The sequence below is a fragment of the Lachnoclostridium sp. An196 genome, from assembly GCF_002160135.1.
Taxonomy (GTDB): domain Bacteria; phylum Bacillota; class Clostridia; order Lachnospirales; family Lachnospiraceae; genus Hominiventricola; species Hominiventricola avistercoris.
The window spans coordinates 109,116-135,430 of sequence record NZ_NFJZ01000002.1 but is presented as its reverse complement, the minus strand read 5'-3'; the positions used below and the strand labels follow the sequence as shown (position 1 = coordinate 135,430).

The window sequence follows — 26,315 nt, the reverse complement described above, 5'->3', positions numbered from 1 at the left end:
CTAACAGGATGCCAGCTGTTTCCCAAGCTGCATACATTTCTCTTCGGCTTCGCCGTCCGGGGCTTCTACACAGATCGCGTCTTCACCGCCGAATACTTCCGCTCCTGCGTTCTTCATCTGCTCTGCCCAGTTCCGCATCCATTCACCGTCTCCCCATCCGTAAGAGCCGAACAGGCCAATCTTCTTCCCGGACGCAAATTTCTCTACCTCCGCCACAAACGGTTCCACGATCGTCTCTTCCAGGACTTCGTCTCCCATGGCCGGGCATCCCAGCGCAAAGACTGCCTCATCCTTAAGTTCTGACGCCTGGAAATCGTCGATCGATACCACTTTGGCGCTCTTTCCTGCTGCCTCCACTCCCTTTGCCACCATAGAAGCCATCGCTTCCGTATTTCCTGAGCCGCTCCAATATGCGATAATAATCTCACCCATCTGAAATCTCCTCCTGATTTTTTAGACTGCATAGCTGCTGATCTCATACAGGCTTCTGCCTGCGGACAGCATTTTCAGCATCACGTCCCGGACCGCTCTGTAAAGCTGAAATGTCTCCTGCGCACGGTTTTCATTCTGATAGACTTTCCAGTATCCGGAGCACAGAAAATTTTTTCCCTGGTGTTTGATGAATCCTTTCACATCTCCCAGCGGATATCCCAGAAAAATCCCCAGTTCATGCGGAAAATCGGCCTGTTTCTCCTTGTACAGCGTATACCTCCGCGCCATGCGCGTCAGCATCTCTTCAAAGGAGAACCTCCCGTATCCGTATGTTTCCAGAAATTCCCGGACCTGGGGCCAGATCAGCGCCGCCTCCAGGCGGTCCTTCCGGTACAGGAGCCAGGTGCTCTTTTTCCCGGAGTGCAGGCAAATGCAGGAGATCCCTTCGATTTCATCCATCTGCCGGAAAGCCGCTTCCTCTGCTCTGGTCAGGATCAGCAGATTAGAAGGCTTCACATCCATCAGAACAGGGGCGCATTGATTGGCTATGGTCTCCCAAATGTTTCTGTCCATCTCAGTCTTACTTCCTTCCGAGTTAGTTGTAGCTAATTAGTTGTTGCTAACTAATCATAGCAAAAAGCTCGGAAAAAAGCAACCGCTCTTGCTGAGGTTCTTTCTCAACAAGAAGCGGCCTTTTCTGCCAGACATTTTTTTATATGTTTTACAAACCGTTTGCCATCCTCTGAAAGCCCGTCTCTCTTTCGGCTTATATAGCCAAAAGAGATGCTCTCTTCCGTCCCTTTGATCGGAATAGCCCGTATTGTATCATGGGCAGACAGGTCCGGAGAAAAACCGCAGCCGATATGGCACAGATCCGTCTCCCGGAGCAATTTTACCAGCAGGCGGCGGCTGTTGGTCTGCATGACCTTCCCCTGTCTCCGATAATACCGGTAATCGTCCCTTTCCGGAATCAACTGTATGCTCAGTGTGTCCTGGTCGTCCTCGTTCTGGACATAGCGCAGATCCCGCAGGTCCTTTCCGGTCACAAAGGCCGCCCGGTAAAACGGATTTTTAGGCCCCGCGAACAGCAGCGGTCCCGTCTTCCCCAGCTCTGTAAACTCCAGTCTTTTATACTCCAGCGTCTGATGGAACGCCGTCATCTGTTTCTGGTCCACATACGTGAACCCCACTTCCGCCGTATGGCGATGCAGCGCCTGGAAGATTCCTTCCAGATCACATTCCAGGTACTGGGCATCCAGATCTTTTTCCTGTATATAAAATTCCTGAAACATCTCTTCCAGCCGGTCGCTGGGATGCGCCGCGATCCTCAATGTCCGCGACCGGCGGCGATCACTGGAAGTATAGATCTGCCCCGACTCTACCAGGATCCGGCAGGCGTGTTCATACACCTTTCTCCCGGCTTCCGTCATTTCCACGCCTCTGGCCTTTCGGACCAGAAGTTCGGTCTGCAGCTCTGTCTCCAATGACTTGATAATCTTACTCACATGGGGCTGGGAAGTATAGAGCAGCTCTGCCGTCTTTTTAAAGCTGCCGCTGTCCACACTGACCACAAAATATTGTAACTGCTTCAAATCCATAATTTATATTCCCTTACTCCTACGTCATACATATGTTTTCAATTTTCCCTGAAGTCCGGCGTATTCTGCCAGTTCTTTCAGTTCCTCGCAGAAATCGCCTTCCAGCTCCTCGCCCAGGGTACAGATCACTTCCCTGCACTCGTCCACCAGCTCCTTTGCCCGCCGCAGCTTCTCCGGCCGGATCCGGCAGAAAGCATTCTCGTCCACTACTTCCACGGCAAGCGCCTTTGCCGAAGGGTAGTCCAGGTCATTTTTCCAGAGTACGCCCGTGGCAAAAGGAATCCCCGATCTCTGCAGACGCCGGTAAACCGCGGTACCGCTCCCCGCTCCGCCGATCACAAATACCTTCGGTTTTCCCTCCACCGGCGCCAGCTCCAGATTGCCGGTCAGTTCATCATAGGATCCGGCCGTCATCTGGTAAAGCTTCGGAATATATCCTTGGGTAAAAATCTCTTCCGGAGTTCCGAAGCGTTCCACACAGTCTCCGTGTATACACGCAATTTTATCAGAAATACGCCCGGCCAGGTCCAACTCATGCAAAGACATAAGCACAGACAGGTTCTTCGTTCGGGACAGGTTCTGGAGGATAGACAGGAACTCCAGCTTATAACGGATATCCAGGAACGACGTGGGCTCATCCAGCACGATCAGTTCCGGTTCCTGGCAAAGCGCCCGCGCCAGCATCACTCTCTGTTTCTGCCCGTCGCTGATCCTGGAAAAATCTCTGGGCCCCAGCTCCTGAATATGTACCAGTCTCATGGACTCCTCCACGATCTGGTGATCCTCTTTCGACAGCACACCGAACTTCCCCGTATATGGGTACCGTCCTGTAGCCACCACATCCTTACATGTCATCATCTCAGGATGCACGCGGTTTGTCAAGACCACAGACAGTTTCCTGGCCAGCTCCCGTCCGGACAGTTTCTGGACATCCTGCCCATCCAGATACGCCACGCCCCCCAGCGGTTCCAGCTGGCGGATAATACTTCTCAATATGGTGGTTTTTCCTGCCCCGTTGGGTCCGATCAGCGTAAGGATCTCCCCTCTTTTCAGCCTTAGCTCCACTTCTTTTATCAAAGGGACTCCATGGTACCCCACCGTCAACCCTTTTGTATAAAAATAGAATTCTTCCATCTATGATTCCGTCCTCTCTCTTTTCCCCTTCAGCATTATGACAATGACAACCGGAGCGCCGAAAACAGCTGTCACCGTGCTGATGCTCAGTTCTGTAGGCGCAAAAAGGCTCCTGGCCAGCAGATCACATCCCAGGCAGAAAGAGGCGCCCCCCAGGAAACAGGCCGGAATCATCAAAATCGGTTTCGCAGTTCCAAACAGGCGCTTCGTCAGATGAGGCACCGCGATCCCCACGAAGGACACGGGACCGGCAAAAGCCGCCACGCAGGCGGAAAGAATACTGGACAGCAATACCAGAAGCACGCGGAACAGAGGAATATTCAGCCCCATATTTTTCGCATAGGCTTCCCCCATCTGATAAGCGCTGATCGGCTTCGACATCAGAAACACGCAGACGGCCGCAGTTGAAATAACGATCCATATGACCGCCACGTTATCCCAGGTAATACCGGAAAAACTGCCCATGGACCAGTTATGCAGATTCACGATATCCGAGTCATCCGCAAACGTCACCACAAAATCCGTGATGGCAGAACAGATGTATCCAATCATAACACCGCTGACAATAAGCATGCTCATTTGTTCTACAAAGCGGGACATCAGGATAACAAATCCCATACAGATCATCGCTCCGGCGAAAGCCGCCGCGATCAGTCCCCACGAACTGACCTGAAGGGAACTGCCCAGCGCCGCCACCATCGTCAGCGCCACTACCATCTTGGCTCCGGAAGAGATCCCCAGAGTAAACGGACTGGCAATCGGATTATGGAAAAAAGTCTGCAGCAGGTATCCTGACAATGCCAGCGCGCCGCCCATGGCAGCTCCGCCCAGAGCACGCGGAAGACGGATCTGCATGACGATATTCCGGTACACCTCGTCCGCCTGCTCTCCTGTCAGAATATCCCATACCTGGGAAACCGGCACGCTGACGCTTCCAATACAGATATTCGCCGCCAAAGCGACGCCCAGTAAGATTACCAAAGTAATAAATGCGGCAATATATCGGCTTTTCTTTCTCATAGTGTTCACTCCAGCGGATAAATATAGGTCATATCTGTTCTGTCTGTAAGCATACTGTGGATATCTGAGATAATCGTTCCCAGCTCCATGGACGATTGATACAGATCTCTGGTTGTACAGAACACATTGCCGCTCTCCACCGCCTTAAAGTCTTTCAGCAGCGGGCTTTTCGCCAGCAGCTCATCCAATGAGGACAGTTCACCGTCTATCGTGCTGTTGTAGATAATATAATCGGCATCTTTTGCCCCCGCATAAAATTCCTCCATCTGCATCGTTTCGGTAGAAGACGCCGATTCTTCGTATCCCAGGTTCCGGAAGATGTATTCGCCTCCCGCCATATCAATCATCTTTGCCAGATAATCTGAGGATTTCCGCACATTTGCTTCCCCATTGGCGGTAATGTAGAAAAATGCCACGCTTTTCTCATCCCCGATGTCCTCTTCGCTTTCCTGTATGCTCTGAAATGCCTCCATCTCCGACTGGAATGCCTCTTCGGCCGCCTCTTCTTTTCCGATCAGCAGGCCATAGAGCTTCACCCACTCGGTACGCCCCAGAGGCTCCGCTTCATAGCTGGAATAATCCACCAACACCGGAATCCCGAAATTCTCCAGCTGCTCCTTCACTTCCGGCGTGTGATAAATCATCGTGTTTTCCACCGCCAGGCCGCATCCTTCCGCCAGAATCTGTTCATAATCCGGCGTGGAATATTTCCCCGCGTACAGGATATCTCCCGCTTCCATGGCTTCCCTGGCCTCTTCGATATACCATCCGCTCTCCTGAAGACCGCTGAAGCGGACCGAGTCCAGCGCGTCCATGGAAACAAACATGTCCATCACCGCTGACGCCACCAGATAAATATGATCCACCGGCTGCTGCAGCACAGCTATCCCCTCCGCCAGATCCTCCGGAGCTTCCATCCCTTCCGGTACCAGCAGATACTGCATATCCTGGTTCACCGTGATCAGCGCATAACCATCCTCGTAGTAATCTACCGCAAATTTCTCTGCATAAACCAGATCCATACTGCCGGTGTACGTCAGCTCCTGACTGATATCCGTATTCCTTTCCTGCGCCGCCGTTTCGGTCCGTCCGCATCCTCCCAGTAAAAGGAGTAAAACCGCCGCTATTCCCAGCAATTTTATCCGTTTCATACTTATACACCCTTTCTTTTCCTTCTTCCGTATATTACAGCGGCGGCCAGCACGGCTGCTGCAGCGGCGGCGCATATCCAGAATGCCGGATTGTTATACCAGGAAGCCTGCCCCGCGCGGGAAACAGACGCGGAATCGACAGTGAGCGTATATTCGATCTCATGGGGCACGCTCATAGCCGTCGTATCCCCGATGACCGTTACCGGTTCATCAAAAGCAGGCACCGGAATCTCGAAAACAGAATTTCCTTCCTCGTTCACAGGCAGATACGTCTCATCTCCCACTTTCATATAATCATAGTGAGAACTGTCCCACTCAATACGGATATAAGGCTGCCCGTCCTGCACCAGAAGAACTGCCGGCGAAGCGATCTCTGACCTGCCGCTGCCTCCCTCCAGGGCCACATCCACACGATACTCTCCATCCTCCAGAGCAACATCCTCCGCGCAGACTGCCACAGGCAGCATCATCAGTCTCAGCGCCAGTACCGCCATCCAAACCTTCTTCCTCATAATTCATCACTCCATTCCGTCAAATGCTTCTTTCTCCCCATCCGAGAAAAGGGAAAGCCTCTGCAGGGGCTTTCCCTCCTATTTGTTCCGGATTTTACTCTGAAACCGCTTCTTCAGCCGGCTCGGGGTTCGAGACAATCACCTTATGGTCGTACCAGGTTCCCTTGGTTCCCAGCAAAGCCAGATCAAATTCCTCATCCAGCGCGGGGACAGGGATGTCGAAACCATATACTTCTTCTGTGATTCCGTCGCTGTAGGTAACTGAATCCGTCGTCGGCTCCAGCACTTCTGCGCCCTCTTTCTGCGCATCCTCGGCCAGTCCGGGATACAGGTTCACGATGTTCTTGGAAGCCAGCGAAACATGGATCGTCATGGCTCCGTCCTGTACGGTCAGAGTCCCCTTTCCATCGCAGGCCTCGCTTACGTGGAACATACCGCTGTCTGTATCAAATTCAGCCGTGTAGACTCCGTCTTCCAGAGACACTTCCGGAGCTTCTGATTCCATCTCTTCTGCCGCTTCCGCGGTCTCTTCCGGCGCTGTATCTTCCGCCGTATCCGCCGTCTCTTCCGGCACCGTTTCTTCCGTCTCCGCCGTCTCCGACGGCTGGCTGCCGGAGCTTCCGCATCCGACTGCCAGTGTGCATGCCAGGACTGTCATCCCCAGCAAAGTAACTATCTTTTTCTTCATCTTACCGTCTTACTCTCCAATCACTGCCGCGCTGTGGTCCACATAGATCTGCTGAATCGCTTCGATCCGTCCAAGGCCTTCCACCTGGGCATCCACACTCTCGAAGTTTCCGGATGCATTGAACATGCTCAGCCAGGATTCTGCGTCCTCTCCGGCCATGTCGTTGTTCGCATGATCGCCTGCTACCACCATCAGCGGGCGGAGAACTACTTTTGTATAACCGGCATCGGCCACTGCAGCAATGACAGACTCACAGTCTGTGCCCTCCGGTTCGCCTTCCACAGTTCCGATAAATGCATTGTCATAACCAAGCTCCGCCATCTGGGTCTGCATCTGGCTGTAGCTTACATTCGCCGTGTGAGAAGTACCATGTCCCAGGAAAACAAACGCGGTTCCATCTTCCGCTGCCGCCTCCGCGCTGTCGTATCCGGCTTCTGACACTGCCTGCGCCGTGAGCGCTTCTGCAACGGCCTGCTTGTCCGCATTGATCACAGTTGCGTCGCTTCCCACGTCTCCCAGCAGCGGTTCTGCAATCGCTATCGATGCGAACTGATCCTGATAAGCCTCTACTGCTTCTACCATCTCGTCATATTCTGCACCATGCATCAGATGAGTCGGCTGGATCACCAGGTTCTGCACGCCGTTTGCCACAGCGCGCTCCAGCGCCTGATCCATGTTGTCAATATACTCTCCGTCGCGCGCCTGTACATGGTTGATGATGATCTGCGCGGTAAACGCTCTTCTCACGGACCAGTCCGGGAACGCTTCCTGCAGGGCATCTTCTATCGCTTTGATATCCTCTACACGGCTGTCGTTAAAGGAAGTACCAAAGCTTACAACCAGGAGCTCATTCTCGCCGATTTCATCCTGATTGCGCGGATCATCCAGCGAGGCGTCCCCAGTATCTCTTCCAAAATAATCCGGATCTGCATTTTCTCCGGATACCAGTTCTTTCTGAGCATCCGTCAGCGCGTCCCATGCGGCTTTTGCTTCTTCGCACTGCGCGTCTGTCTCATCGGTTCTCTGCTGTACATAAATAGCGTCAATGAGAGCAGCTACATTATCTGCCGCTGCCTGATCCGCATCCTCTTCGCTCTCTGCGGATTCTGTATCCTCTGCTGCAGCAGCGTCTTCTGTGCTTTCTGCGGTATCTTCTGTCGCTCCCGTCTCTGCCGTCTGCGCAGTCTCCTGCGTCTGACCGCCGCATCCTGCCAGACAAGATGCCGATACCAGAAGAACTGTCAATAATTTCGCCATTCTCTTTTTCATTTTTGTCCCTCCTTGTCTCTGCGATGGTTTCCCATCTGTTCCCCATTTTTCTGTTCCTGTCTCGCGAAAACAAAAACGCCCTCCGGGGAGGAGGGCATGAGGGTAAAAGGACGCACTAACGCCATTATGGTATACATACGACCAATTACTCGTGGCCTGGGATATCCCCTGTCTCCCACAGGCAGGTCTCCTGACTCGCAGATCTCCATATCCGGCCGCCTTCCCGGTCTCCCAGTGGCCTTGTGGACGGATACTCCCTGCATACAGTGACGAGTTCGCACAGGATTCTCACCTGTTTCCCTTTTCACCCGCTCCGTGTATCCGGAGCAGAGCACCTGTGAATGTTATTGATTGATCTTTCTGATCACATGTGTACTATAGCACCAACCGATTGCCGCCGCAAGAGATGTGACATGCCAGTTTGGCATACGTCTTTAAATCTTTACATATCTTTGGTTTCTGCTGTTCGGCTTATCCGGAATGGTCATCCTGATAAGATTTACTTCAACAGCAGGATGCAGATAATTTCTGCGGAAACCTTCTCTGGATTTTAGTCCCAGCTTTTCCATAAGGGCCTTACTTGTATATTGTAAAAGGCGGCTTATATTCTCCCATAAAACACCTCCGCATTCTTGCGTATTATCTATCTTTCCGTTATCGCCTGTTCTGGAAATTTCCTGTCATATAAGAGCGCCGCGATCAGTACCACCAGGCAGGAGCCCGCGTTATGCACCAATGCTCCCGTAGTGGGATTCAGGACTCCCATAAGGGAGAGGGACACCGCCGCAAAATTGATGCACATGGAAAGAGCAATGCTTACCTTGATTGTTTTCACCGTCGCGTCAGACAACCATTTCAAATACGGGATTTTGGACAGGTCGTCGCCCATCAGCGCCACATCCGCAGCTTCCACCGCGATGTCGCTTCCCATGCTTCCCATAGCGACACTGACATCGGCAGCTTTCAGGGCCGGCGCATCATTGACGCCATCACCGATCATGCAGACCCGATGGTTTTCTTTCTGCAGTTTTTCGATATTCCAGACCTTTTCCTCAGGCAAAAGTTCCGGTTTGACATCAGAGATGCCGGCCTGGAGGGCAAAATAGTCTGCCGCCTTTTTATTATCGCCGGTAAGCAAAACGGTACGGGTATGCATTCCGGCCAGCCGGGAGACCATATCTTTTGCTTCCTCCCTCAGTAGATCCGAAAGCGCGATGATACCGGTGCAGGCGCCTCTGTCTGCCACAAGAACCAGTGCTTTACCTTGCATTCGCAGCTGCTCCATTATGAAACAAGTGTCAGCGCTGACAAAAACGTCGTTTTCAGCAAGATACTTTTCATTTCCGCAGAGCAGCCGGTGGTCTTCCAGCTCTGCATAAATTCCCCTTCCTCCCTGCATCCGGAACACCTCAGATTCCATAATTGGAATATCTCTTTCTTTTGCATAATTCACGATCGCTTTTCCCAGCGGATGTTCGCTTTTCGCTTCAGCAGAAGCAGCCAGCGAAAGCAGCCGGTCTCTGCTTACGGCAGGCTCCAGAGACAAAATATCGCTGACTGCCAGGCATCCGTAAGTCAGAGTACCGGTTTTATCAAATGCGACCGTATCGACTTTTCCCATTTTCTCCAGGGCTTCTCCGGATTTTATGATCACTCCGTGCTTCGCCGCCTGCCCGATGGCCGCTATCACTGCCGTCGGCGTCGCCAATACCAGCGCGCAGGGACAGAATACAACCAGAACCGTAACCGCCGTGACAATATTTCCGGTCCCTATGTACGCGCCTATGGCGATCAAAAGTACAAAAGGAACCAGCCAGCTCGCAGCCTTGTCGGCAATGCGCTGCATAGGAGCCTGTTTATTTTCCGCTTCCTGTACCATGCGGATCAGTTTCTGCAGGGAACTGTCCTCTCCCACTTTTGCCGCCCGGATATCAATCGCCCCAAAACGGTTCACTGTACCGCAGAAGACCTCTTCTCCCACGCCTTTATCCACCGGAAGGGACTCCCCCGTGATCACCGACTGGTCCACGGAAGTCTCCCCTTTTATGATAATTCCATCTACCGGAACCGCTTCCCCCGGAAGAACCCGCAGGATATCGCCCTTCCGGATCTCTTCCGCCGGGATCATCTCTTCTGCTCCGTCCCGCAGCCTGCGGCCTTTTGCCGGCGCGAGGCGGATCAGGTTTTTGATCCCTTTCTTCGCCCGGTTCGTCGTGGCGTCCTCCAGAAGCGCTCCTACCGCCATGATAAAAGCCACTTCGCCGGCCGCGAACAGGTCCCCGATCCCGATGGCCGCAAACATGGCGATGCAGATCAGCAGAGCGGACGAGATCTTACTGATGCCCGGATTGTGAACCATTCTCCACAGCGCCAGATAGAACAGCGGAATGCCGCAGATCAGGACCGTCACCCAGGAGGGCGATACCGGGAAAAAGTCCTTTCCCATCAAATGAGGAATCAGATCCATCAGAAGAAAGACTCCCGCCACCGCCGTCATCGGCGCTCCGGCCAGGAAATCACTGCATTTTTTCCACATCTTGACATACCCCTTTCATTTCCGTACAATTAATTCAATAGCGAACACTTTGTTCATTTTTATTTTAACAAACGAACGAATAAATGCAATGGATGATTTCATCCCCGTGTTTCTTACAGAACAATTTTTCAATTTTGTACGGAGGAAAAGAATGGACAGACGTCAGCAGAAAACCAGAACAGCTATTTTTCAGGCATTTGCCGGTCTTCTCGAGCAGAAAAGCTACAGCCGGATCACGGTGCAGGATATTATCGACGCCGCCAATGTGGGCCGCACAACTTTCTACGCCCACTTTGAAACAAAAGACGACCTTTTAAAGGCGCTGTGTGAAGAATTATTCGGACATATCATCAGCACCGCCATGGACCACACCCATACTCACGGACTGTATTCAGATAAACGGGCTCCCGAATCCGTATTCTGCCATCTTCTTCACCATCTGCAGGAAAACGACCACAATATTCTGGGACTGCTCTCCTGCGAGAGCAGCGAAATATTCCTCAGGTATTTCAAAGACAGCCTGAATGAACTGATCCAGAGCCTTTTTGTTTCTCAGGACTCCGGATCAGCCAGGACGGTACCGCAGGATTTTCTGGTCAATCATATATCGGGAAGTTTTGTGGAAATGGTATTATGGTGGATCCGGGGCCGCAGAAAACAGACCCCGGAAGAACTGGACCGGTATTTCCGCGCGGTGATTGAACCGATCCTGTAATGATCGTTTTCATCTATCTGCGGACTCCATACGCGATCATCGGACCGCCTTCCGGGATGTTCAGGCTGCAGGTCTGATACAGGATCACCCCGGAAGCCTTCGCGCAGCAGATATGCAGCGTCTTTCCGAATACATCCCGGATCTCTCCCAGCGTTTCTCCCTCCCGGATCTTTTCTCCCGCGTGATACCGCGGGTACCAGAAACCTGCGCAGGGTGCGTCTTCATAGACCGCTTCCTCAAACAGCTCCCTCTCCGGAAACTCGTCCCGATCCGGCAGGATCCCTTCATAGATATAGGACAGGATCCGCCGCACGTCCGCCTTGTCCTGCTCCACCTGCTCCCGGTTCCACAGCCCCCGGCACCCCCGTTCCAGCAGGATGCTGGGAATCCCCAGCGTACTGGCATGGTTATACGCTCCTCCTGCGGTACACTGGGACTCCACCATATAACGCACATCTGCGCACGAGGCCATGGCATATGCTTTTTCTCTAACCTGCGCATCCACCGGTCCCACATAGTAGATGTAGGGAACCAGTTCTTCAAACGCATCTCCCGAATGAAGATCCAGATAGTAGTCCGCCCTGGAGAACAGCTCCGTCGTGACCGTGTGGCAGATCCTGTCCGCCACCGTACCGTCCGGGCTTCCGGGAAATTCCCGGTTCAGGTTCTTGTTGTCTTCATATACCATGCTCATACACCGCCTGACGATGCCGCTCACATTCACCACCGGGACGATGATCAGCGTACCTTTCACCTTTTCCGGCTCTGTTTCCTCCGCCAGCTCTATGGCTGCCTGGATCCCGGGATATTCCGCGCTGTGGATCCCCGCCGTGATCAGCGTCACTGGACCTTCCCCGCCGCAGATTACCGTCAGGGGCAACTCATATTCTGTTCCGGGTACCGGAAGGCTTCCTGTTTTCTTTTCCCCTTCCGAAACCGTCAATGTTCCTAATACCAAGTGTTCACCCTTTCTTTCAGTTCGCAATAAGAGAGCACCGCTCTTTTTATTTTTCATCATACAGATGACACGCCACCTGATGTCCTTCTCCCATATCCCTGAGCGCCGGCAGCGTTTTTCTGCATATTTCCATGCAGTGTCCGCACCGGTCCTGGAATGGGCATCCGGGCGGCATATCCAGAGGGCTCGGCGCTTCGCTCTTGATGCTTTCTATCTTTTTGGAAAAGTCCATGTTCAGGTCAAACACAGCGCCCAAAAGCGCCTGTGTATACGGGTGCATGGCCTTTGAGCTGATCTCTTCTCCCGGAAGCACCTCCACGATGGTCCCCAGATACATAACGGCGATCTGATGGGCAAAAGACTGGATCAGTCCCAGGTCATGGGCGATAAAGCCGATGGAAATCCCTTTTTTCTTCTGGAGTCCCACGACCAGCTCGATGATCGTTTTCTGCACAGATACATCCAGCGCACAGGTGGCCTCGTCCATGACTATAATCTCCGGTTCCAGGGCGATGGCGCGGGCGATCGCCACACGTTGCCGCTGTCCTCCGGACATATTGTGGGGATACCGGTCCGCGAAATCGCCGGGCAGATCCACCATTTCCAGCAGCCTGCAGGCCGTCTCCTCCTTCTCGGACGCCTGAATCCTTTTAAAATTCATCAGGGGCTCACAGATAATATCCCGTATCTTCATCTTCGGATTGAAAGAAGCGGAAGGATCCTGGAACACCATCTGTATATACTGATGGTTTTGACGCAGTTCTTCCCCTTTCAGTCTGGTGATATCCTTTCCATGAAAAAAGATCTCCCCTTCCGTAGGGATGTCCAGAGATACCAGGAAACGCATAAACGTGCTCTTCCCGCAGCCGGACTCTCCCACCAGCCCCAGCGTCTTGCCTTTATATAATTTCAGATTCACGTCCCGGCAGGCAGTCAGCGTACGGCCGCCCGGCGCGGGAAACTTCCGCGTCACATGCCTTGCCTCCAGGACAACGTCTTTTTCGTCAAACATATCGCACACCTCCCGGGGAAGGAACCGCATCGAGCAGTTTCTGGGTATACCCGTCCCTGCTGTCCTTTAAGATATAATCCCTTGAGCCTTCGTCTTCCACGATTCCCTCTTTCATCACGACAATATGGTCGGACATGTAGGCCGCCACGCCCAGATTGTGCGTCACCATGATGATACTTGTCCCATATTCCTCTCTCAGCTCCATAAACTGACGGATGATCTGTGCCTGAGTCGTCACGTCCAGCGCGCTGGTGGGCTCATCCGCCAGCAAAAGCTTCGGCTGGTACGTCATGCCCATAGCGATGCCGACCCTCTGACGCATGCCGCCGGACAACTGGAAAGGATAGCTTTTCATGATATTGTCTCCGTTTGGAAGGCGCATGCGCTCCAGCATTTCGACGCCTTTTTCCCAGGCGTCCTTTTTGGAGATCCTTTCATGCGTACGGATGTATTCCACAAAACTGCTCCCTATTTTCCTGGTAGGATTCAGCATGGCGCCGGAATCCTGGAAGATCATGGAGATCTTCGATCCCCGGATCTTCCGCCATTCTTCTTTGGATTTATCCAGAAGCGTCTCTCCTTCAAAGAGGATATCCCCCTTCGTCACTTTTCCTCCGCCGGGCAGAAGGCCCAGAACCGCGCGGATCACCGTGGTCTTTCCGCTTCCGCTCTCTCCTACGATACTGCAGATCTCTCCTTCTTCCAGGCTCAGATGAAAACTCTGCACTGTGGGTACGCCGCCGTAAGAAATCATCACATCTTTTAATTCAAGCATTGCCATCTCTTCACGCACCCCCTACTCATTTTTAGGATCCAGGATATCCCGGAGACCGTCCCCCAGCATATTAAAAACCACGACCGTAATGAAGATCGCGATGCCGGGGAATACCATCAGCCAGGGCGCCGCCTGCATATATGCCCGTCCTTCATTCAGCATAAGTCCCCATTCCGCGGCCGGAGCCTTCGCGCCGAATCCCAGGAAAGACAGGGACGCCAGTTCCAGCATCATGCTGCCGATATCCGCCGCCGCCGTGATCACCAACGTAGGCAGCACATTGGGCAGCATATAGTGCAGCAGTATGTAGGGCGTCTTCGATCCCGTGACGACCGCCGCTGCAACAAAATCCCGGTCGCGGATCTTCATTACCAGGCTCCGTGCCAGCCTGGCATATTTCGTCCAGCTTACAACGGCAAGCGCGATCACCGCGTTGCGGATACTCGCCCCCATGATGCCCGCCACGGCCATCGCCAGCACCAGTCCGGGGAAAGAGATCAGCATATCCGCGATACGCATGATCACCGCGTCCACGGCTCCTCCGAAATATCCCGCCAGGATCCCCAGCACCGTCCCGATCACAAAGATCAGGATCACGACGGAAAAGGACGCGGTCAGCGATACCCTGGCCCCGTAGATCACGCGTGTAAAGATGTCGCGTCCCAGCTTGTCGGTTCCGAAGACGTGTCCCGGGCCGGGCGGCTGGATCGCGGTCGACAGGTCTCCTTCCGCAGGGTTGACCCCTCCGGTGACCACCGGGGCGAAAACGGCCGTCAGGATGATCAGGATCGCCAGGACACCAAAGACGGTGAAAGTTTTATTTCTCATAAAAAAATTTTTCTTTTTCATATTGCTCACCTCTTCAGTCTCATGCGCGGGTCCACGAAATTATATGATATGTCCACAGCCAGATTAATCGCCATGTAGATCAGGGCGATCCACAGCACATACCCCTGGATCAAATTGTAATCGCAGGAGGTAATCGCCGATACTGCCAGATTTCCCAGCCCCGGATAGGAAAAGATCACTTCCACCACCGAAGTTCCTCCCAGCAGGGAGCCTGCGGAAAGGCCCAGCATGGTGATCAGGGGCAGAAGGGAATTGGGAAATACGTTCAGCCAGAGTACCTTCCACTCCGCCACGCCTCTGGCGCGGGCTCCCGTCACATAATCCTGGCTCAGTTCTTCCAGCACCGCCGTACGGACCTGTCTGGTATATTTGGAGGACATGGCGATCGCCAGCGTCACAGAGGGCAGGATCATGCTTTTAAAGTCTCCTCCGGAGCAGATTACCGGAAGCCAGTTGACCTGGACGCAGAAGACCAGCATCAGCAGAAGTCCTGCCCAGAAGTTGGGCAGGGAGATACCCAGGAAGGTAAATCCCCGCACCAGATTATCGATCCAGGAATCCTTGTACACCGCGGAGCACATGCCCAGCGGAACCGATATAATCAGCATCAGGACCATGGAGAAGATCGTAAGCTTCAGGGTCGGCCAGAGGCGGGCTGCCAGAAGCTCCACCACCGGCCTGCTGAAGGAGTAAGAATCTCCAAAGTCTCCATGAAGGCAGTTGCCCAGCCACCGGAAATACTGAGTAAAGAACGGGTCGTTCAGTCCCATCTGCTCGCGGATCGACTGTACCAGTTCTTCGCTGGGCATGACGCCGGTGGCGCTGAGCATCGTCCGCACCGGATCTCCCGGCGACAGATAAGTCAGCAGGAAGGTCAGAAAACTGATGCCTATCAATACCACTACAATCTGCAGCAGTCTGGAAACCAGTTGTTTTCTTGTCACACTATCACCCCTTGCTTATCCGTTTACTCCGCCGGAACGATCTCCGTGCTCAGCCAATAGTAATCGGCCGTATGAATATGCGCGTAGCCCACGTTCTTGGAATAGATCATGGAGCTGTTGTAATATCCGTCCACCAGAACCGCCGCATCGTCGATCAGGATCTGCTGCAGGCGTGTGATGATCTCGGTACGGGTTCCCTCATCCATCTCGGTCAGCAGCTGCTCATAGAGCTGATCGTATTCCTCATTGGCATATCCACAGTAGTTGGACGCCGACTTGCTGTACCAGTTCGCCATATATTCGGTGGGGTCTCCATTTCCTACGGTAGTCCAGTTATTTCCGTTGAAATCATAGTCTCCTGCCACCAGGTTGCTCCACTGGTCATCGGAACTGCCTTCCCGCTCGTTGACCTCGATGCCGATTTCATTCAGATACTGATGATGCGCCTGGGCAAATTCTTTCAGCAGGCGGTTGCCATAGTATACATAGTCCAGGATGATGTTCTCTCCGTCCAGTTCCCGGATACCGTCTCCGTCCGTGTCCACGATGCCCGCGTCGTCCAGCAGCTGCTTCGCTGCTTCCGCGTCATAAGCGAATGGATTCTCCAGCGTATCATATCCGTAGGAAAGATTGGAAGGCAGTACAGAATATCCCGGCGTATATAACCCGCCGATCAGATTGGAGGCACAGATACCTTCATCATCGATGCCCATAATCACCGCCTGGCGCAGTGCGTCATTTCCAAGCACACCGTTAAAATTGATCCAGGAGAAACCGCACCGCACGCCGCTGGCAATGTCTACGGTGAAATTCTCGTCGTTCTGCAGTTCCTGAATATCCGCCACATTGGTGATATTTTCCACCAGGTCAACCTGCCCGTTCTTGAGCGCCATGGCCTTTGCGCTCGCATCGCTCATATACAGGAGCTCGACTCTGTCATACGGCACGTCTTCTCTGTAATTTTCATTGGCGACCAGCGTATAGCCCACCTGCTCCGTAAAGGTGTCGATGACATACGGACCGGTTCCGATCACGCCGTGATCCCAGTCCGTGGTATCCGTCACGTCCACAATCGCCATGACCGGATAAGCCAGGTTGCCCGGCAGATCCGGATAAGCCGTCACCGTCTGGATGGTAATGGTGTTCGCCTCATCATCCGCAGTGATCTCTGCCTCATACTCCAGGAAACGCTCCGGAGTGGATGATCCGTTCGGGCCTTCTACCTTCAGACGATCCAGGGATTCTTTTACCTTAGTGGCCGTCATATCGCAGCCGTCGGAAAATTTGATTCCGTCTTTCAGCTTGATCGTCCAGGTCAGATGGTCATCCGATACTTCATAAGATTCTGCCAGCCAGGGTTCCACTTCCATGTTATCGTTAAACCGGAACAGCGCTTCTCCTACGCCGTAACGCATGCAGTTCCAGGCTGCGTTGATCTGATTGGTCGGATCCACCAGGCCGTCCCCGTAATTCTGGCAGCCAAATGTCAGGACTTTCTCTCCGTCCGCACTTCCGCTCTGCGCAGCTGTGCCGTTCCCTGATCCGGAGGACCCGCATCCGGCCAACGCTCCTGTAGCCAGCGCCGCCGTCATACCAAGCGTTAAAATCTTTTTCGTTGTTCTTTTCATCTTTTTTCCTTCCTTTTCCTTGAAAGATTTTCTTACAAAATAAGAACCCCTGCACTCACAGGGGTTCAAAAAACAACATATTTACCAACAGAGATATTAGGCATCTATAACCGCACCGCCATTACAAGTTCCTGCCGGACTACCGCATCCGTACAATCCGATATATCCATCTCTTTCGTATGCAGTCCTCATATACACCGTATGAGTGTCTCCACGGAAAACTGGCAGGTCTCCTGACTTAAGTTCATCGCAGGCAGCGCCTTCCCGGGGCTTTCATCCCCAGTGACATATTTGCTGCCGGCTCCCTATCACAGTGACGGGATCGCACCGGACTTGCACCGGTTTCTCTTTTCATCTGCGCAAAGCAGAACCAGACTCCACGAAATACAGTATTCCTTTTTATAAACAGTTATATTATACTTCCTGTTTTCGTGATCTGTCTAATTCCAATTTGATATACCGGCGGCCTTTCCCGGCTCCTCCCACCGGATCTCTTTATAGCAGGCAAACAGGCACAGCGCCGTCACCGCCCAGGTAACCGGATAAATCAGCGCTACGCCCTGTACGTTTCGCCAGACTCTCATGACCGCCTCCAGGACCAGAATCCTCACCACGCACAGATTCAAAATCACGACCAGCATAGGCGCCGCCGCGCGCCCGGCTCCTCGGAGCGTGCCCGCGAACACCTCCAGAAACACATACAGAAAATAAAATGGAAACGTGATCTGCACGATCTGCGTTCCCAGACGGATCACCGCGGCTTCCGTACTGAACCATCCCAGCACAAAGCCCGGGAACAAAAGTACAGCGGTGCTGATCAGCACCGTCATAAAGACGCCCATAGCGGCGGACGTCCATGTTCCCTTCTTTATCCTCTCCACGAAACCCGCCCCCATATTCTGGCTGGCGAACGCGGCGTTGGCCTGCCCCACAGCCAGGATCGGCAGATAGACCAAGTTCTCCACTTTAAAATAGATCGTAAACGCGGCAATGCTGTCCACGCCCAGGCCGTTGATGCGGGACTGCACGATGAGGTTGGAGAGGGTGATCACCACGGACTGCACCGCCGAAGGAATCCCCACCCGCAGAATCTTCCCGCAGGTATGAGGATGGATACGGATCCTGGAAAATCGCAGCCGGTACGGTCCCTGCATCCGGCGTAAATGCCTCACCGTAAGCGCCGCGGCTACTCCCTGCGACAGCATCGTGGACAAAGCAGCTCCTGCCACTCCCAGTTTCAGCACATACATAAAAAAGGCATTTCCGAATACGTTGGCGATACCGCCAGCAAGCTGATACAGCATAGGCATCCGGGAATCTCCCAGGGATCTTAAAATCCCGGAACTGATGTTGTAGGCTATGATAAACAGCAGACTCAGAAAATAAATGCGCAGATAGACCACGGACAGCCCCAGGATATTTTCCGGCGTATTCAGCCACCTGAGAAATACAGGCGTCAGAATCCATCCTAAAATCGTGAAAAGGATGCCTCCCGCTATGGAAATCCCCGCAGCCGTATGGACGACCTGATCCAGTTCCTCTCCGTCGTCAGCGCCAAAGGCATGTCCGGCTGCGATCCCCACGCCTACGCCGAGACCTGTAAACAGCCCCAGAATACACGTCACTACAAGTCCTCCAGATCCCACAGCCGCCGATGCGTCTGTCCCCAGAATCCTTCCCACAAAAATCAGATCCACCGTATTGTACAGCTGCTGGATCAGACTGCTTCCGAACAACGGCAGCGCAAACAGGAACAACGATTTCCCGATGGCTCCCTCCGTCAGCCGGACGCCTTCTTTCATACACATCCTCCTCTCCCAAATATCCCTGCCACTATACCATATCCCTTTCTCAGGCACAAGAAACGGGACATGCCGATATGGCATGCCCCGTCAGCCTTACCTTATTTCAATATGATATGATCGATCTCCACATCCTCGGAATATCCCTTCTGGATGAGCGCTTTCTCAAGCACCTTTCTCCATTCTTCAAAGTTCAGTTCCACTACGTTTTGATCCTTTAAAAATATTTTACAGCCGTTCCCTGATTCGCCGGAATCGCTGCCCGCGAGACAATAAGGCATATTCTGCCGGAAAAGCCCCAGTTCGCTTAACGAATTGATCATACGGTAAACCGTGGCGATCCCGATATTTTTATCCTTTTTCGCCGCGCGGTAATAGATCTCCTTGCAGCAGCTGCATTCATTCTCCAGGACAATATCCAGAATCAGTTCCCGCTGCTTAGTGATCCGCATTCCTTTTTTGCGAAACAGTTCCAGGATCTGTTTTTTCTCCTGCTCTCTTCCATTCATTCTTTCATCTTGCATCCGGAGCATCCTCCGCTGCACCCGGCGCAGGATTTTCCGGACTTTTTATCCTTCCAGATACTGCGTACCGCGGCAGCTGCGATTGCCAGTATAACGATTCCAACGATCAAGGTTCCCATTATGCTTTCGCCATTCCTTTCAGATTCACTTTCAGTTTTCCGTCCTGCTTATACGGACGCACCAGCAGCCAGATAAAGAGCGCAATGATCACCAATGCCGCAGCCGTGCCGATGCCGAAGGCTCCTGTGGTGATCCAGGTGCCGATCTGGTAGATGCACAGAGACACCAGATATGCCAGGCCGCATTGATAGCCGATCGCGATGAAGAACCACCTGGTATTGTTCATCTCTCTCTTGATCGCGCCCATGGCCGCGAAACAGGGAGCGCACAGCAGGTTGAATACCAGGAAGCTGTATGCGGATACCGTGGTCATGCACGCCGCCAGATCTCCCCAGATCTCTGCGCCGTCTTCCGCCACTTCGGCAAAGCCGAACAGGACACCGAAAGTAGCCACCACGTTCTCTTTCGCGATCAGGCCGGTTACTGCCGCCACAGCCATCTTCCAGCCCTGGCCGCCCTGAGTCCATCCCAGCGGAGTGAAGATCCACGCGATCGCGTTGCCGATGGATGCCAGAATACTGTTTTCCAGTTCCACCGCGCCGAAACCGTCCGGTCCCCAGCCATAACCCTGCAGGAACCACAGGACGATGGTGGACAGAAGGATGATCGTACCGGCCTTCTTGATAAAGGACCAGCCTCTCTCCCACATGCTTCTGAGCACGCTTCCAACCGTAGGCAGATGGTATGCCGGAAGCTCCATAACAAACGGAGCCGGGTCTCCGGCGAACAGTTTCGTCTTCTTCAGAATAATACCGGAGCAGATGATCGCCGCGATACCTACGAAATACGCGCTCGGCGCCACCCAGGACGCTCCGTCAAACAGCGCGCCCGCGATCAGGGCAATGATCGGCAGTTTCGCTCCGCAGGGCACAAAAGTGGTCGTCATGATCGTCATCTTGCGGTCACGGTCATTTTCAATCGTTCTGGAAGCCATAACGCCCGGCACGCCGCATCCGGAACCGATCAGCATCGGAATGAAGGATTTGCCGGACAGTCCGAACTTCCGGAAAATACGGTCCATGATGAACGCGATACGCGCCATATATCCGCATCCTTCCAGGAAAGCCAGGAACAGGAACAGCACGAACATCTGCGGAACAAATCCCAGGACTGCTCCCACGCCGCCTACAATGCCGTCCAGAATCAGCCCCTGCAGCCAGTCCGCGCAGTTCAGGCTCACCAGCACGCTCTCGATGGCCGGAGGGATGATCTCTCCGAACAGCACGTCGTTGGTCCAGTCTGTAACGATGGTTCCAACAGTGGTAACGGACACGTAATATACGACAAACATAACCAGCGCGAAAATCGGCAGTGCCAGGATACGGTTGGTCACGACCCGGTCGATCTTATCCGATATGGACATCTCGCCTTTTCTTGCTTTTTTATAACACTTTCCAATGATAGATGCAATAAAATTGTAACGCTCATTGGTAATGATACTTTCAGAATCGTCGTCCATCTCTTTTTCCAGCCCGGCGATGATATTTTCCACGTCCGGCGCCGTTTTCAGCTGGTCGCCGATCTTGTCGTCGCGCTCAAACAGTTTGATGGCGAAGAAACGTTTCTGCTCTTCGGGCACTTCTGATCCAAGCATATTCTCAATATCCGTCAGCGTCTCTTCTACTTTTTTATCAAATGTATGTACGACCGGCTGGTATGCATTGGAAGACGCTGCCTGTACCGCGGCTTCTGCCGCCTCTTTGACGCCGGTTCCTTTCAGCGCGGAGATCTCGACGACTTTACAGCCCATCTCCTTGCTGAGTTTGTCTGTGTAGATCTGGTCGCCCTCTTTTCTCACAATGTCCATCATATTGACGGCCATGACGACCGGAATCCCCAGCTCTATCAGCTGTGTGGTCAGGTAAAGGTTACGCTCCAGATTCGTGCCGTCTACAATATTCAGGATCGCGTCCGGCCGGTCCGCGATCAGATAATTTCTGGCGACCACTTCCTCCAGAGTGTAAGGGGAAAGGGAATAGATTCCGGGAAGGTCCATGATCGTCACATCTGAGTGGCCTTTCAGTTTTCCTTCCTTTTTCTCGACAGTAACGCCGGGCCAGTTTCCCACAAACTGGTTGGCGCCGGTCAACGCATTAAACAATGTGGTTTTGCCGCTGTTCGGATTGCCGGCAAGTGCGATTTTCATTGACATCTTCTCCTCCTCGGGGTTAGTATCTCCTAACCCATGCTGCTAAAAATAAGCCGCTTTCTGCGGCCGTCAAAAAAGCTCCTTACTGTACTTCGATCATCTTCGCGTCTTCTTTTCTCAGAGACAGTTCATAACCGCGTACAGTCACTTCCACCGGATCTCCCAACGGAGCTACTTTGCGGACATAAACCTCCGTCCCTTTCGTGATTCCCATATCCATGATCCTGCGCTTCACCGCGCCCGTTCCATGCAGTTTCACGACTGAAACGCTCTTTCCCACAGGTACTTCTTTCAAAGTCTGCATCTTCTTCTCCTTCCCGCCGCATGCGCTACGCTACCATAATCTTGTTTGCCAGGCTTCTGTCCAGCGCAATACGGGCACCTTTTACCAGAAGAATCATGCCTGCGGCAGTCTCACCGAGCACCTGCACCTGTGACCCCGGCGCAAATCCTATATCCTGAAGATGCCTGACCACTTCTTCCTTTCCGCGGACCTTCACTACAGTCCGTGTTTCTCCGATACTCATAAGTGATAATGCCATCATGATCCCTCCTGTTTTCTGGCATAAATGAAAACGACTATCATTTACATTCTGTATTATAGGAGCATTATATGTTAATGTCAACTAACTTTTTTAAAAATATTATGCTGTTACAGATAAATATTATCAATAATACTCCTGTAAGCTTTACCAAACCATTTCCTCATAATCTCAGGCCGGAGGCAAAAAAAGAGCGGATGCACATAATACAATACGCATCCACCCTCTTGGTCTACTGCTGCAGTACCGTCATAATGCTGGGAATCAGCTGTTTCTTTCTGGAAACCAGTCCTTTCAGGACGATATCCTCCATATCCCCCGGAAGCTGGAATGCCTCCCGGATCACTTCCTGCGCCCGTTCTCCGAAACAAAGAAGCTCGGTATCTTCCTTTACAATATTCGTCAGCATGACAAAACACATATCTACGCCAAGCTGATCGAAATTTTCTTCCAGATACGGCACCATTTTCTCCTTGATCTCCTGCAGTTCGATGGTATTCATACTGTTGATCTGGGAGACGATAAAATTGTAATCATTCACTTCAAACTTCTTCTGATCCTGCCGGAAGATCTCCTTCGCGGTTCTGGAACTCATATTGCTTCCCGCGCTGAACATATCGATCGCCAGCTCTTCGATTTCCACACCGCAAATAGAAGAAAGATCCTCTGCCGCATTCTGGTCTATGCGGGTGCAGGTCGGAGAACGGAACATCAGCGTGTCTGAAATGATCGCCGCCATCAAAAGCCCCGCGATCTTCTTTGGAATCTCAATGCCGTTCTCATGATACATCTGATAGACAATGGTGGCCGTGCAGCCTACCGGCTGATTGCGGAAAAATACCGGCTCCATGGTCTCCAAGGTACCGATCCGGTGGTGGTCGATGATCTCCAGCACTTCCGCGTGGTTGATACCGTCCACGGTCTGGCTGGCCTCGTTATGGTCTACCAGGATCACCTGTTTTTTTCTCAGATTCAAAAGATTTCTTCTGGAAATCATGCCGATGTAATTATCGTCCAGATCCAGGATCGGAAATTCACGGTAACGCTTCTGTCCCATGATTCCTTTGATATCTTCCGTTTTTTCCGTCAGTTTGAAAGTAGTGAGCCCGTCACGCCGCATAAAATGGGATATCGGCATGCTCTGATTGATCATACGGGCCACAGTAAACGTGTCGTGAGGAGTTACGATAATACTGCAGTGATTCTCCTGCGCCAGCTTCCGGATCGTCTTGGACACTTTTGCGCCCATACATACGATGATGCAGGCCGCGTTCATTTCAATGGCGCACAGCTGGGACTCATACCGGTTGCCCAGAATCACCATGTCCCCTTCGTGAATATACTCCTCCATCACATCAGGATTGGCCGCCGCGATCACAACCTCGCCTTTTTCGTAATACGCATCTTCATCTCCAAGCACCATGGTGGCATCCAGGGCTTCCAGGATATTTTTATATGGAGTCTTTGCCGTGGAAAGGATGCTGTTGTCATAGACATTCATATAAGCGTTGGCAATATCCCCTACTGTGATCAGACCTTTCAGCTTGTGATCTTCCGTAATGGGGAGAGTAGTAACACCCAGAGCCCGCATCATATTCCATGCTTTTTTCAGAGAAATCTGCCCGGACACTCCTTCCGTCTTGCGGATGTCAATATCTCGTACATCCGTCATCACATCCGCCACATACTGGGGCGCCGGCACCTGGAAAAAATTCAGCACATACTGGGTTTCCTGATTGATCTGTCCCGCCCTGGCCGCGCAGTAGCCTTTCCCGTACAGGCGGTTCTTCAGTTCCGCATAGGCAATGGCGGAACATATGGAATCCGTGTCCGGATTCTTATGGCCGATAACATATATCGGCGCTTTTTCTCCTGCTGCCATTTACATATCCTCCCTATATTTCTTGCTTTATTTTAGCACTTCCTGTTTGCATTTACAACTGTTTCCCGCCGCGGGGCCTTCCTGTTTTATTTATTTTTTACAGGTTTTTCTGCTTTTTCTTATTATCTTTGTGTATTTTACACACTCTTCAAATTTTGTTCATAATTTATCCATATCTGAATGCTACACTAAAATCAATCAAAAGGAAAGCCAATAAGATAACTCGATAAATTTTTTCATAATAGCCCCGGTATCCGTATTACCGGGGCACTCCTCATTTATGGAGATCATTCCAAACAACAGCGGCCAAAAGGAAGACTTCCTCTCAGCCGCCGTCAATTTTCTTCATTGCTTCATTCAGCGACATCATCTTCCCGTCCAGCTTCGAGATGATCGACGCGCATTCTTTCAGTTCCCTGGAAAAATAATCCGGTGCGTTCCCTTCGTATTTATAATATATCTTGTGCTCCAGACTGGCCCAGAAATCCATAGCCATGGTACGGATCTGCAGTTCCACATTCGTAGGCACCACCGCGTCCGCCAGAGCTACCTGTATGCAGAGGATCATATGATAACTCTTATATCCGCTTTCCTTGGGATGGCTGATATAATCTTTGATGCTCACCACTTTCAGATTGTCCTGCCGCGCGATCATATCCGCCAGGAAATAAATCTCCGAATAAAAAGAGCAGGTAATACGAAGCCCCGCAATATCATGAACATGTTCAACCATATCGTCGATACTGATATTATGCCCGTTTTTCCGAAGCTTTTTCGTGATGCTCTCCGGTGTCTTCAGCCTTGTTCTGATATATTCGATCGGATTATAGGAATATACATGGTTCAGCTCGTTATTCAGGATCTCCAGACGGCTGGCCATCTGAATCAGCGCCGACTCATAGATAAACATCGCCGTCTGAAAGCTGTCTTTCTCCGGCCTTTTCCTGATATACTCCTGTATGCTCATCTCTACTGCCATTTATGCATTACTCCCCTGTGCAGAACATTCTTGCGCGGCTGCCTCCCGCAGCCGTCCGCCACCCGACGCGCGCCGGATGCGCATATATAAGAAATATTATATCATAAAAACTTTACATAATTTGTCATTTTTTCTGGAAAATTTATATGTATTTCACAACTTTGACATCGTTTTTATAAGTTCTTCTTATCTTTTGTCGTAATCATCCAGGAAATGATGGACGTTATTTCCCTGTTTATAGCTGATGATCGTATCCAGATTCACATTTTCCACGCTGCGGAAAATATTTTTCTCGATGACAGGGCTTATCCGGCGGAATCTTTGAATCAGTTCTTTCATCTCCTGCCGTTTGGAATTGTTGGCTCCATGTTCATCCACTTCATAAGCTTCTGTAAACCGACAGGCACATTGAAGGAAATGGAGGTCATGGCAACGCGCCCAGTCCAGAATCGCCTCCTCATGTACCAGATACATAGGGCGTATCAGCTCCATTCCCTCAAAATTGGTGCTGTGCAGCTTGGGCATCATTGTCTGCATCTGCCCTCCATACAGCATCCCCATCAAAATCGTTTCTATCACGTCATCAAAATGGTGGCCCAGAGCGATTTTATTGCATCCCAGCTCCCTTGCATGCGCATACAGGAATCCTCTTCTCATCCGCGCGCACAGATAACAGGGATTCTCTTTAATATCCACTACCACGTCAAAGATATCCGACTCAAAAATATGTATGGGAATATTCAGAATCTTCGCATTTTCCTCAATACGCCTTCGGTTTGCCGGATTATATCCCGGATCCATCACCAGAAACTCAAGGCCGAAATGAAATTTACCGTGGCGCTCCAGTTCCTGTAAAAGTTTCGCCAGAAGCATGGAATCTTTTCCGCCGGAAATACAGACCGCGATGCGGTCTCCTTCCTGGATCATATCATATTTCTGAACGCCCAGAACAAAGGGCCGCCAAATTTCTTTCCTGTACTTTTTTATAATACTTCTCTCGATTTCCTGATAACGTTCCACGTAATTCTCCTTCTTTACTTTCCCCATACAAGCCTTTATACTGAAAAGCAGATACAGAACAGTTTCAGACTACAGG

General features: G+C 52.0%; 27 protein-coding genes and 2 riboswitches. Of the genes, 1 reads left to right on the top strand and 26 read right to left on the bottom strand.

Going from position 1 to position 26,315, the window contains the following annotated elements; translation table 11 throughout:
* The 11 genes from B5F29_RS03020 to B5F29_RS02975 form a co-directional block, all read right to left on the bottom strand.
* On the bottom strand, positions 1-432 hold the full coding sequence (locus tag B5F29_RS03020; protein WP_087153210.1) for a flavodoxin: 432 nt from the start codon (positions 430-432) through the stop codon (positions 1-3).
* A 21-nt stretch (positions 433-453) separates the two neighbouring features.
* A complete protein-coding gene (locus B5F29_RS03015) occupies positions 454-1,005 on the bottom strand; it encodes a DUF3793 family protein (RefSeq protein WP_087153209.1) in 552 nt (183 codons plus the stop codon).
* Positions 1,006-1,109: 104 nt separating this feature from the next.
* Entirely contained in the window at positions 1,110-2,030 is a 921-nt protein-coding gene (locus B5F29_RS03010) for a LysR family transcriptional regulator (RefSeq protein WP_087153208.1), read from the bottom strand.
* 24 nt (positions 2,031-2,054) lie between these two features.
* The gene (locus tag B5F29_RS03005; protein ID WP_087153207.1) at positions 2,055-3,164 is read right to left on the bottom strand and encodes an ABC transporter ATP-binding protein; all 1,110 of its coding nucleotides are present in this window, start codon (positions 3,162-3,164) and stop codon (positions 2,055-2,057) included.
* A complete protein-coding gene (locus tag B5F29_RS03000; RefSeq protein WP_087153206.1) occupies positions 3,165-4,184 on the bottom strand; it encodes a FecCD family ABC transporter permease in 1,020 nt (339 codons plus the stop codon).
* Positions 4,185-4,189: 5 nt separating this feature from the next.
* Positions 4,190-5,335 (bottom strand): ABC transporter substrate-binding protein, encoded by a 1,146-nt coding sequence (locus B5F29_RS02995; protein WP_087153205.1) that lies wholly within the window; start codon positions 5,333-5,335, stop codon positions 4,190-4,192.
* A 2-nt stretch (positions 5,336-5,337) separates the two neighbouring features.
* Positions 5,338-5,847: a hypothetical protein gene (locus B5F29_RS02990; RefSeq protein ID WP_242955563.1), complete on the bottom strand. Its 510-nt coding sequence runs from the start codon at positions 5,845-5,847 to the stop codon at positions 5,338-5,340.
* A 94-nt stretch (positions 5,848-5,941) separates the two neighbouring features.
* Entirely contained in the window at positions 5,942-6,535 is a 594-nt protein-coding gene (locus tag B5F29_RS02985) for a hypothetical protein (protein WP_087153204.1), read from the bottom strand.
* A 9-nt stretch (positions 6,536-6,544) separates the two neighbouring features.
* A complete protein-coding gene (locus B5F29_RS02980; RefSeq protein WP_087153203.1) occupies positions 6,545-7,804 on the bottom strand; it encodes a sirohydrochlorin cobaltochelatase in 1,260 nt (419 codons plus the stop codon).
* A gap of 163 nt (positions 7,805-7,967) precedes the next feature.
* Positions 7,968-8,158, bottom strand: a riboswitch (cobalamin riboswitch).
* Positions 8,159-8,238: 80 nt separating this feature from the next.
* Positions 8,239-8,409, bottom strand: coding sequence for a Fic family protein (locus B5F29_RS17125; RefSeq protein ID WP_334293249.1), 171 nt, complete (start codon positions 8,407-8,409; stop codon positions 8,239-8,241).
* A 38-nt stretch (positions 8,410-8,447) separates the two neighbouring features.
* Entirely contained in the window at positions 8,448-10,340 is a 1,893-nt protein-coding gene (locus B5F29_RS02975; protein WP_087153202.1) for a heavy metal translocating P-type ATPase, read from the bottom strand.
* Positions 10,341-10,491: 151 nt separating this feature from the next.
* On the opposite strand from B5F29_RS02975, the gene B5F29_RS02970 reads away from it, so the two are divergent.
* Complete coding sequence (locus tag B5F29_RS02970) at positions 10,492-11,055, top strand: TetR/AcrR family transcriptional regulator (RefSeq protein ID WP_087153201.1); 564 nt, start codon at positions 10,492-10,494, stop codon at positions 11,053-11,055.
* Positions 11,056-11,068: 13 nt separating this feature from the next.
* Here the strand turns inward: B5F29_RS02970 and B5F29_RS02965 are convergent, their stop codons facing one another.
* The 15 genes from B5F29_RS02965 to B5F29_RS02895 form a co-directional block, all read right to left on the bottom strand.
* Entirely contained in the window at positions 11,069-12,013 is a 945-nt protein-coding gene (locus B5F29_RS02965) for a M14 family metallopeptidase (RefSeq protein WP_162608351.1), read from the bottom strand.
* 46 nt (positions 12,014-12,059) lie between these two features.
* Positions 12,060-13,025, bottom strand: coding sequence for an ABC transporter ATP-binding protein (locus B5F29_RS02960; RefSeq protein WP_087153199.1), 966 nt, complete (start codon positions 13,023-13,025; stop codon positions 12,060-12,062).
* Positions 13,018-13,806 carry an ABC transporter ATP-binding protein gene (locus B5F29_RS02955; RefSeq protein ID WP_330397512.1) on the bottom strand — a complete coding sequence of 263 codons (789 nt, stop codon included), beginning with the start codon at positions 13,804-13,806 and terminating at the stop codon, positions 13,018-13,020. Before B5F29_RS02955 ends, B5F29_RS02960 begins: the two co-directional genes overlap by 8 nt.
* 15 nt (positions 13,807-13,821) lie before the next feature.
* On the bottom strand, positions 13,822-14,649 hold the full coding sequence (nikC, locus tag B5F29_RS02950; RefSeq protein WP_087153198.1) for a nickel transporter permease: 828 nt from the start codon (positions 14,647-14,649) through the stop codon (positions 13,822-13,824).
* A gap of 5 nt (positions 14,650-14,654) precedes the next feature.
* Positions 14,655-15,593 carry a nickel ABC transporter permease gene (gene nikB, locus B5F29_RS02945; RefSeq protein ID WP_087153197.1) on the bottom strand — a complete coding sequence of 313 codons (939 nt, stop codon included), beginning with the start codon at positions 15,591-15,593 and terminating at the stop codon, positions 14,655-14,657.
* Between the two features lie 23 nt (positions 15,594-15,616).
* Positions 15,617-17,221: an ABC transporter substrate-binding protein gene (locus B5F29_RS02940; protein ID WP_087153196.1), complete on the bottom strand. Its 1,605-nt coding sequence runs from the start codon at positions 17,219-17,221 to the stop codon at positions 15,617-15,619.
* Between the two features lie 205 nt (positions 17,222-17,426).
* Positions 17,427-17,611: riboswitch (cobalamin riboswitch) on the bottom strand.
* Positions 17,612-17,661: 50 nt separating this feature from the next.
* Positions 17,662-19,023 (bottom strand): MATE family efflux transporter, encoded by a 1,362-nt coding sequence (locus B5F29_RS02935; RefSeq protein WP_242955562.1) that lies wholly within the window; start codon positions 19,021-19,023, stop codon positions 17,662-17,664.
* A gap of 101 nt (positions 19,024-19,124) precedes the next feature.
* On the bottom strand, positions 19,125-19,547 hold the full coding sequence (locus B5F29_RS02930) for a Fur family transcriptional regulator (RefSeq protein WP_162608350.1): 423 nt from the start codon (positions 19,545-19,547) through the stop codon (positions 19,125-19,127).
* Positions 19,529-19,666 carry a FeoB-associated Cys-rich membrane protein gene (locus B5F29_RS02925; protein ID WP_087153464.1) on the bottom strand — a complete coding sequence of 46 codons (138 nt, stop codon included), beginning with the start codon at positions 19,664-19,666 and terminating at the stop codon, positions 19,529-19,531. Before B5F29_RS02925 ends, B5F29_RS02930 begins: the two co-directional genes overlap by 19 nt.
* Positions 19,666-21,819, bottom strand: coding sequence for a ferrous iron transport protein B (feoB, locus tag B5F29_RS02920; protein ID WP_087153193.1), 2,154 nt, complete (start codon positions 21,817-21,819; stop codon positions 19,666-19,668). Before feoB ends, B5F29_RS02925 begins: the two co-directional genes overlap by 1 nt.
* Before the next feature lie 79 nt (positions 21,820-21,898).
* Positions 21,899-22,120: a FeoA family protein gene (locus B5F29_RS02915; RefSeq protein WP_087153192.1), complete on the bottom strand. Its 222-nt coding sequence runs from the start codon at positions 22,118-22,120 to the stop codon at positions 21,899-21,901.
* 25 nt (positions 22,121-22,145) lie between these two features.
* The gene (locus B5F29_RS02910) at positions 22,146-22,361 is read right to left on the bottom strand and encodes a FeoA family protein (protein WP_242955561.1); all 216 of its coding nucleotides are present in this window, start codon (positions 22,359-22,361) and stop codon (positions 22,146-22,148) included.
* Between the two features lie 229 nt (positions 22,362-22,590).
* On the bottom strand, positions 22,591-24,240 hold the full coding sequence (locus tag B5F29_RS02905; RefSeq protein WP_087153190.1) for a putative manganese-dependent inorganic diphosphatase: 1,650 nt from the start codon (positions 24,238-24,240) through the stop codon (positions 22,591-22,593).
* A 325-nt stretch (positions 24,241-24,565) separates the two neighbouring features.
* The gene (locus B5F29_RS02900; RefSeq protein ID WP_242955560.1) at positions 24,566-25,219 is read right to left on the bottom strand and encodes a GTP pyrophosphokinase; all 654 of its coding nucleotides are present in this window, start codon (positions 25,217-25,219) and stop codon (positions 24,566-24,568) included.
* Between the two features lie 186 nt (positions 25,220-25,405).
* Positions 25,406-26,266 carry a tRNA 2-thiocytidine biosynthesis TtcA family protein gene (locus tag B5F29_RS02895; RefSeq protein WP_087153189.1) on the bottom strand — a complete coding sequence of 287 codons (861 nt, stop codon included), beginning with the start codon at positions 26,264-26,266 and terminating at the stop codon, positions 25,406-25,408.
* Positions 26,267-26,315 lie beyond the last annotated feature (49 nt).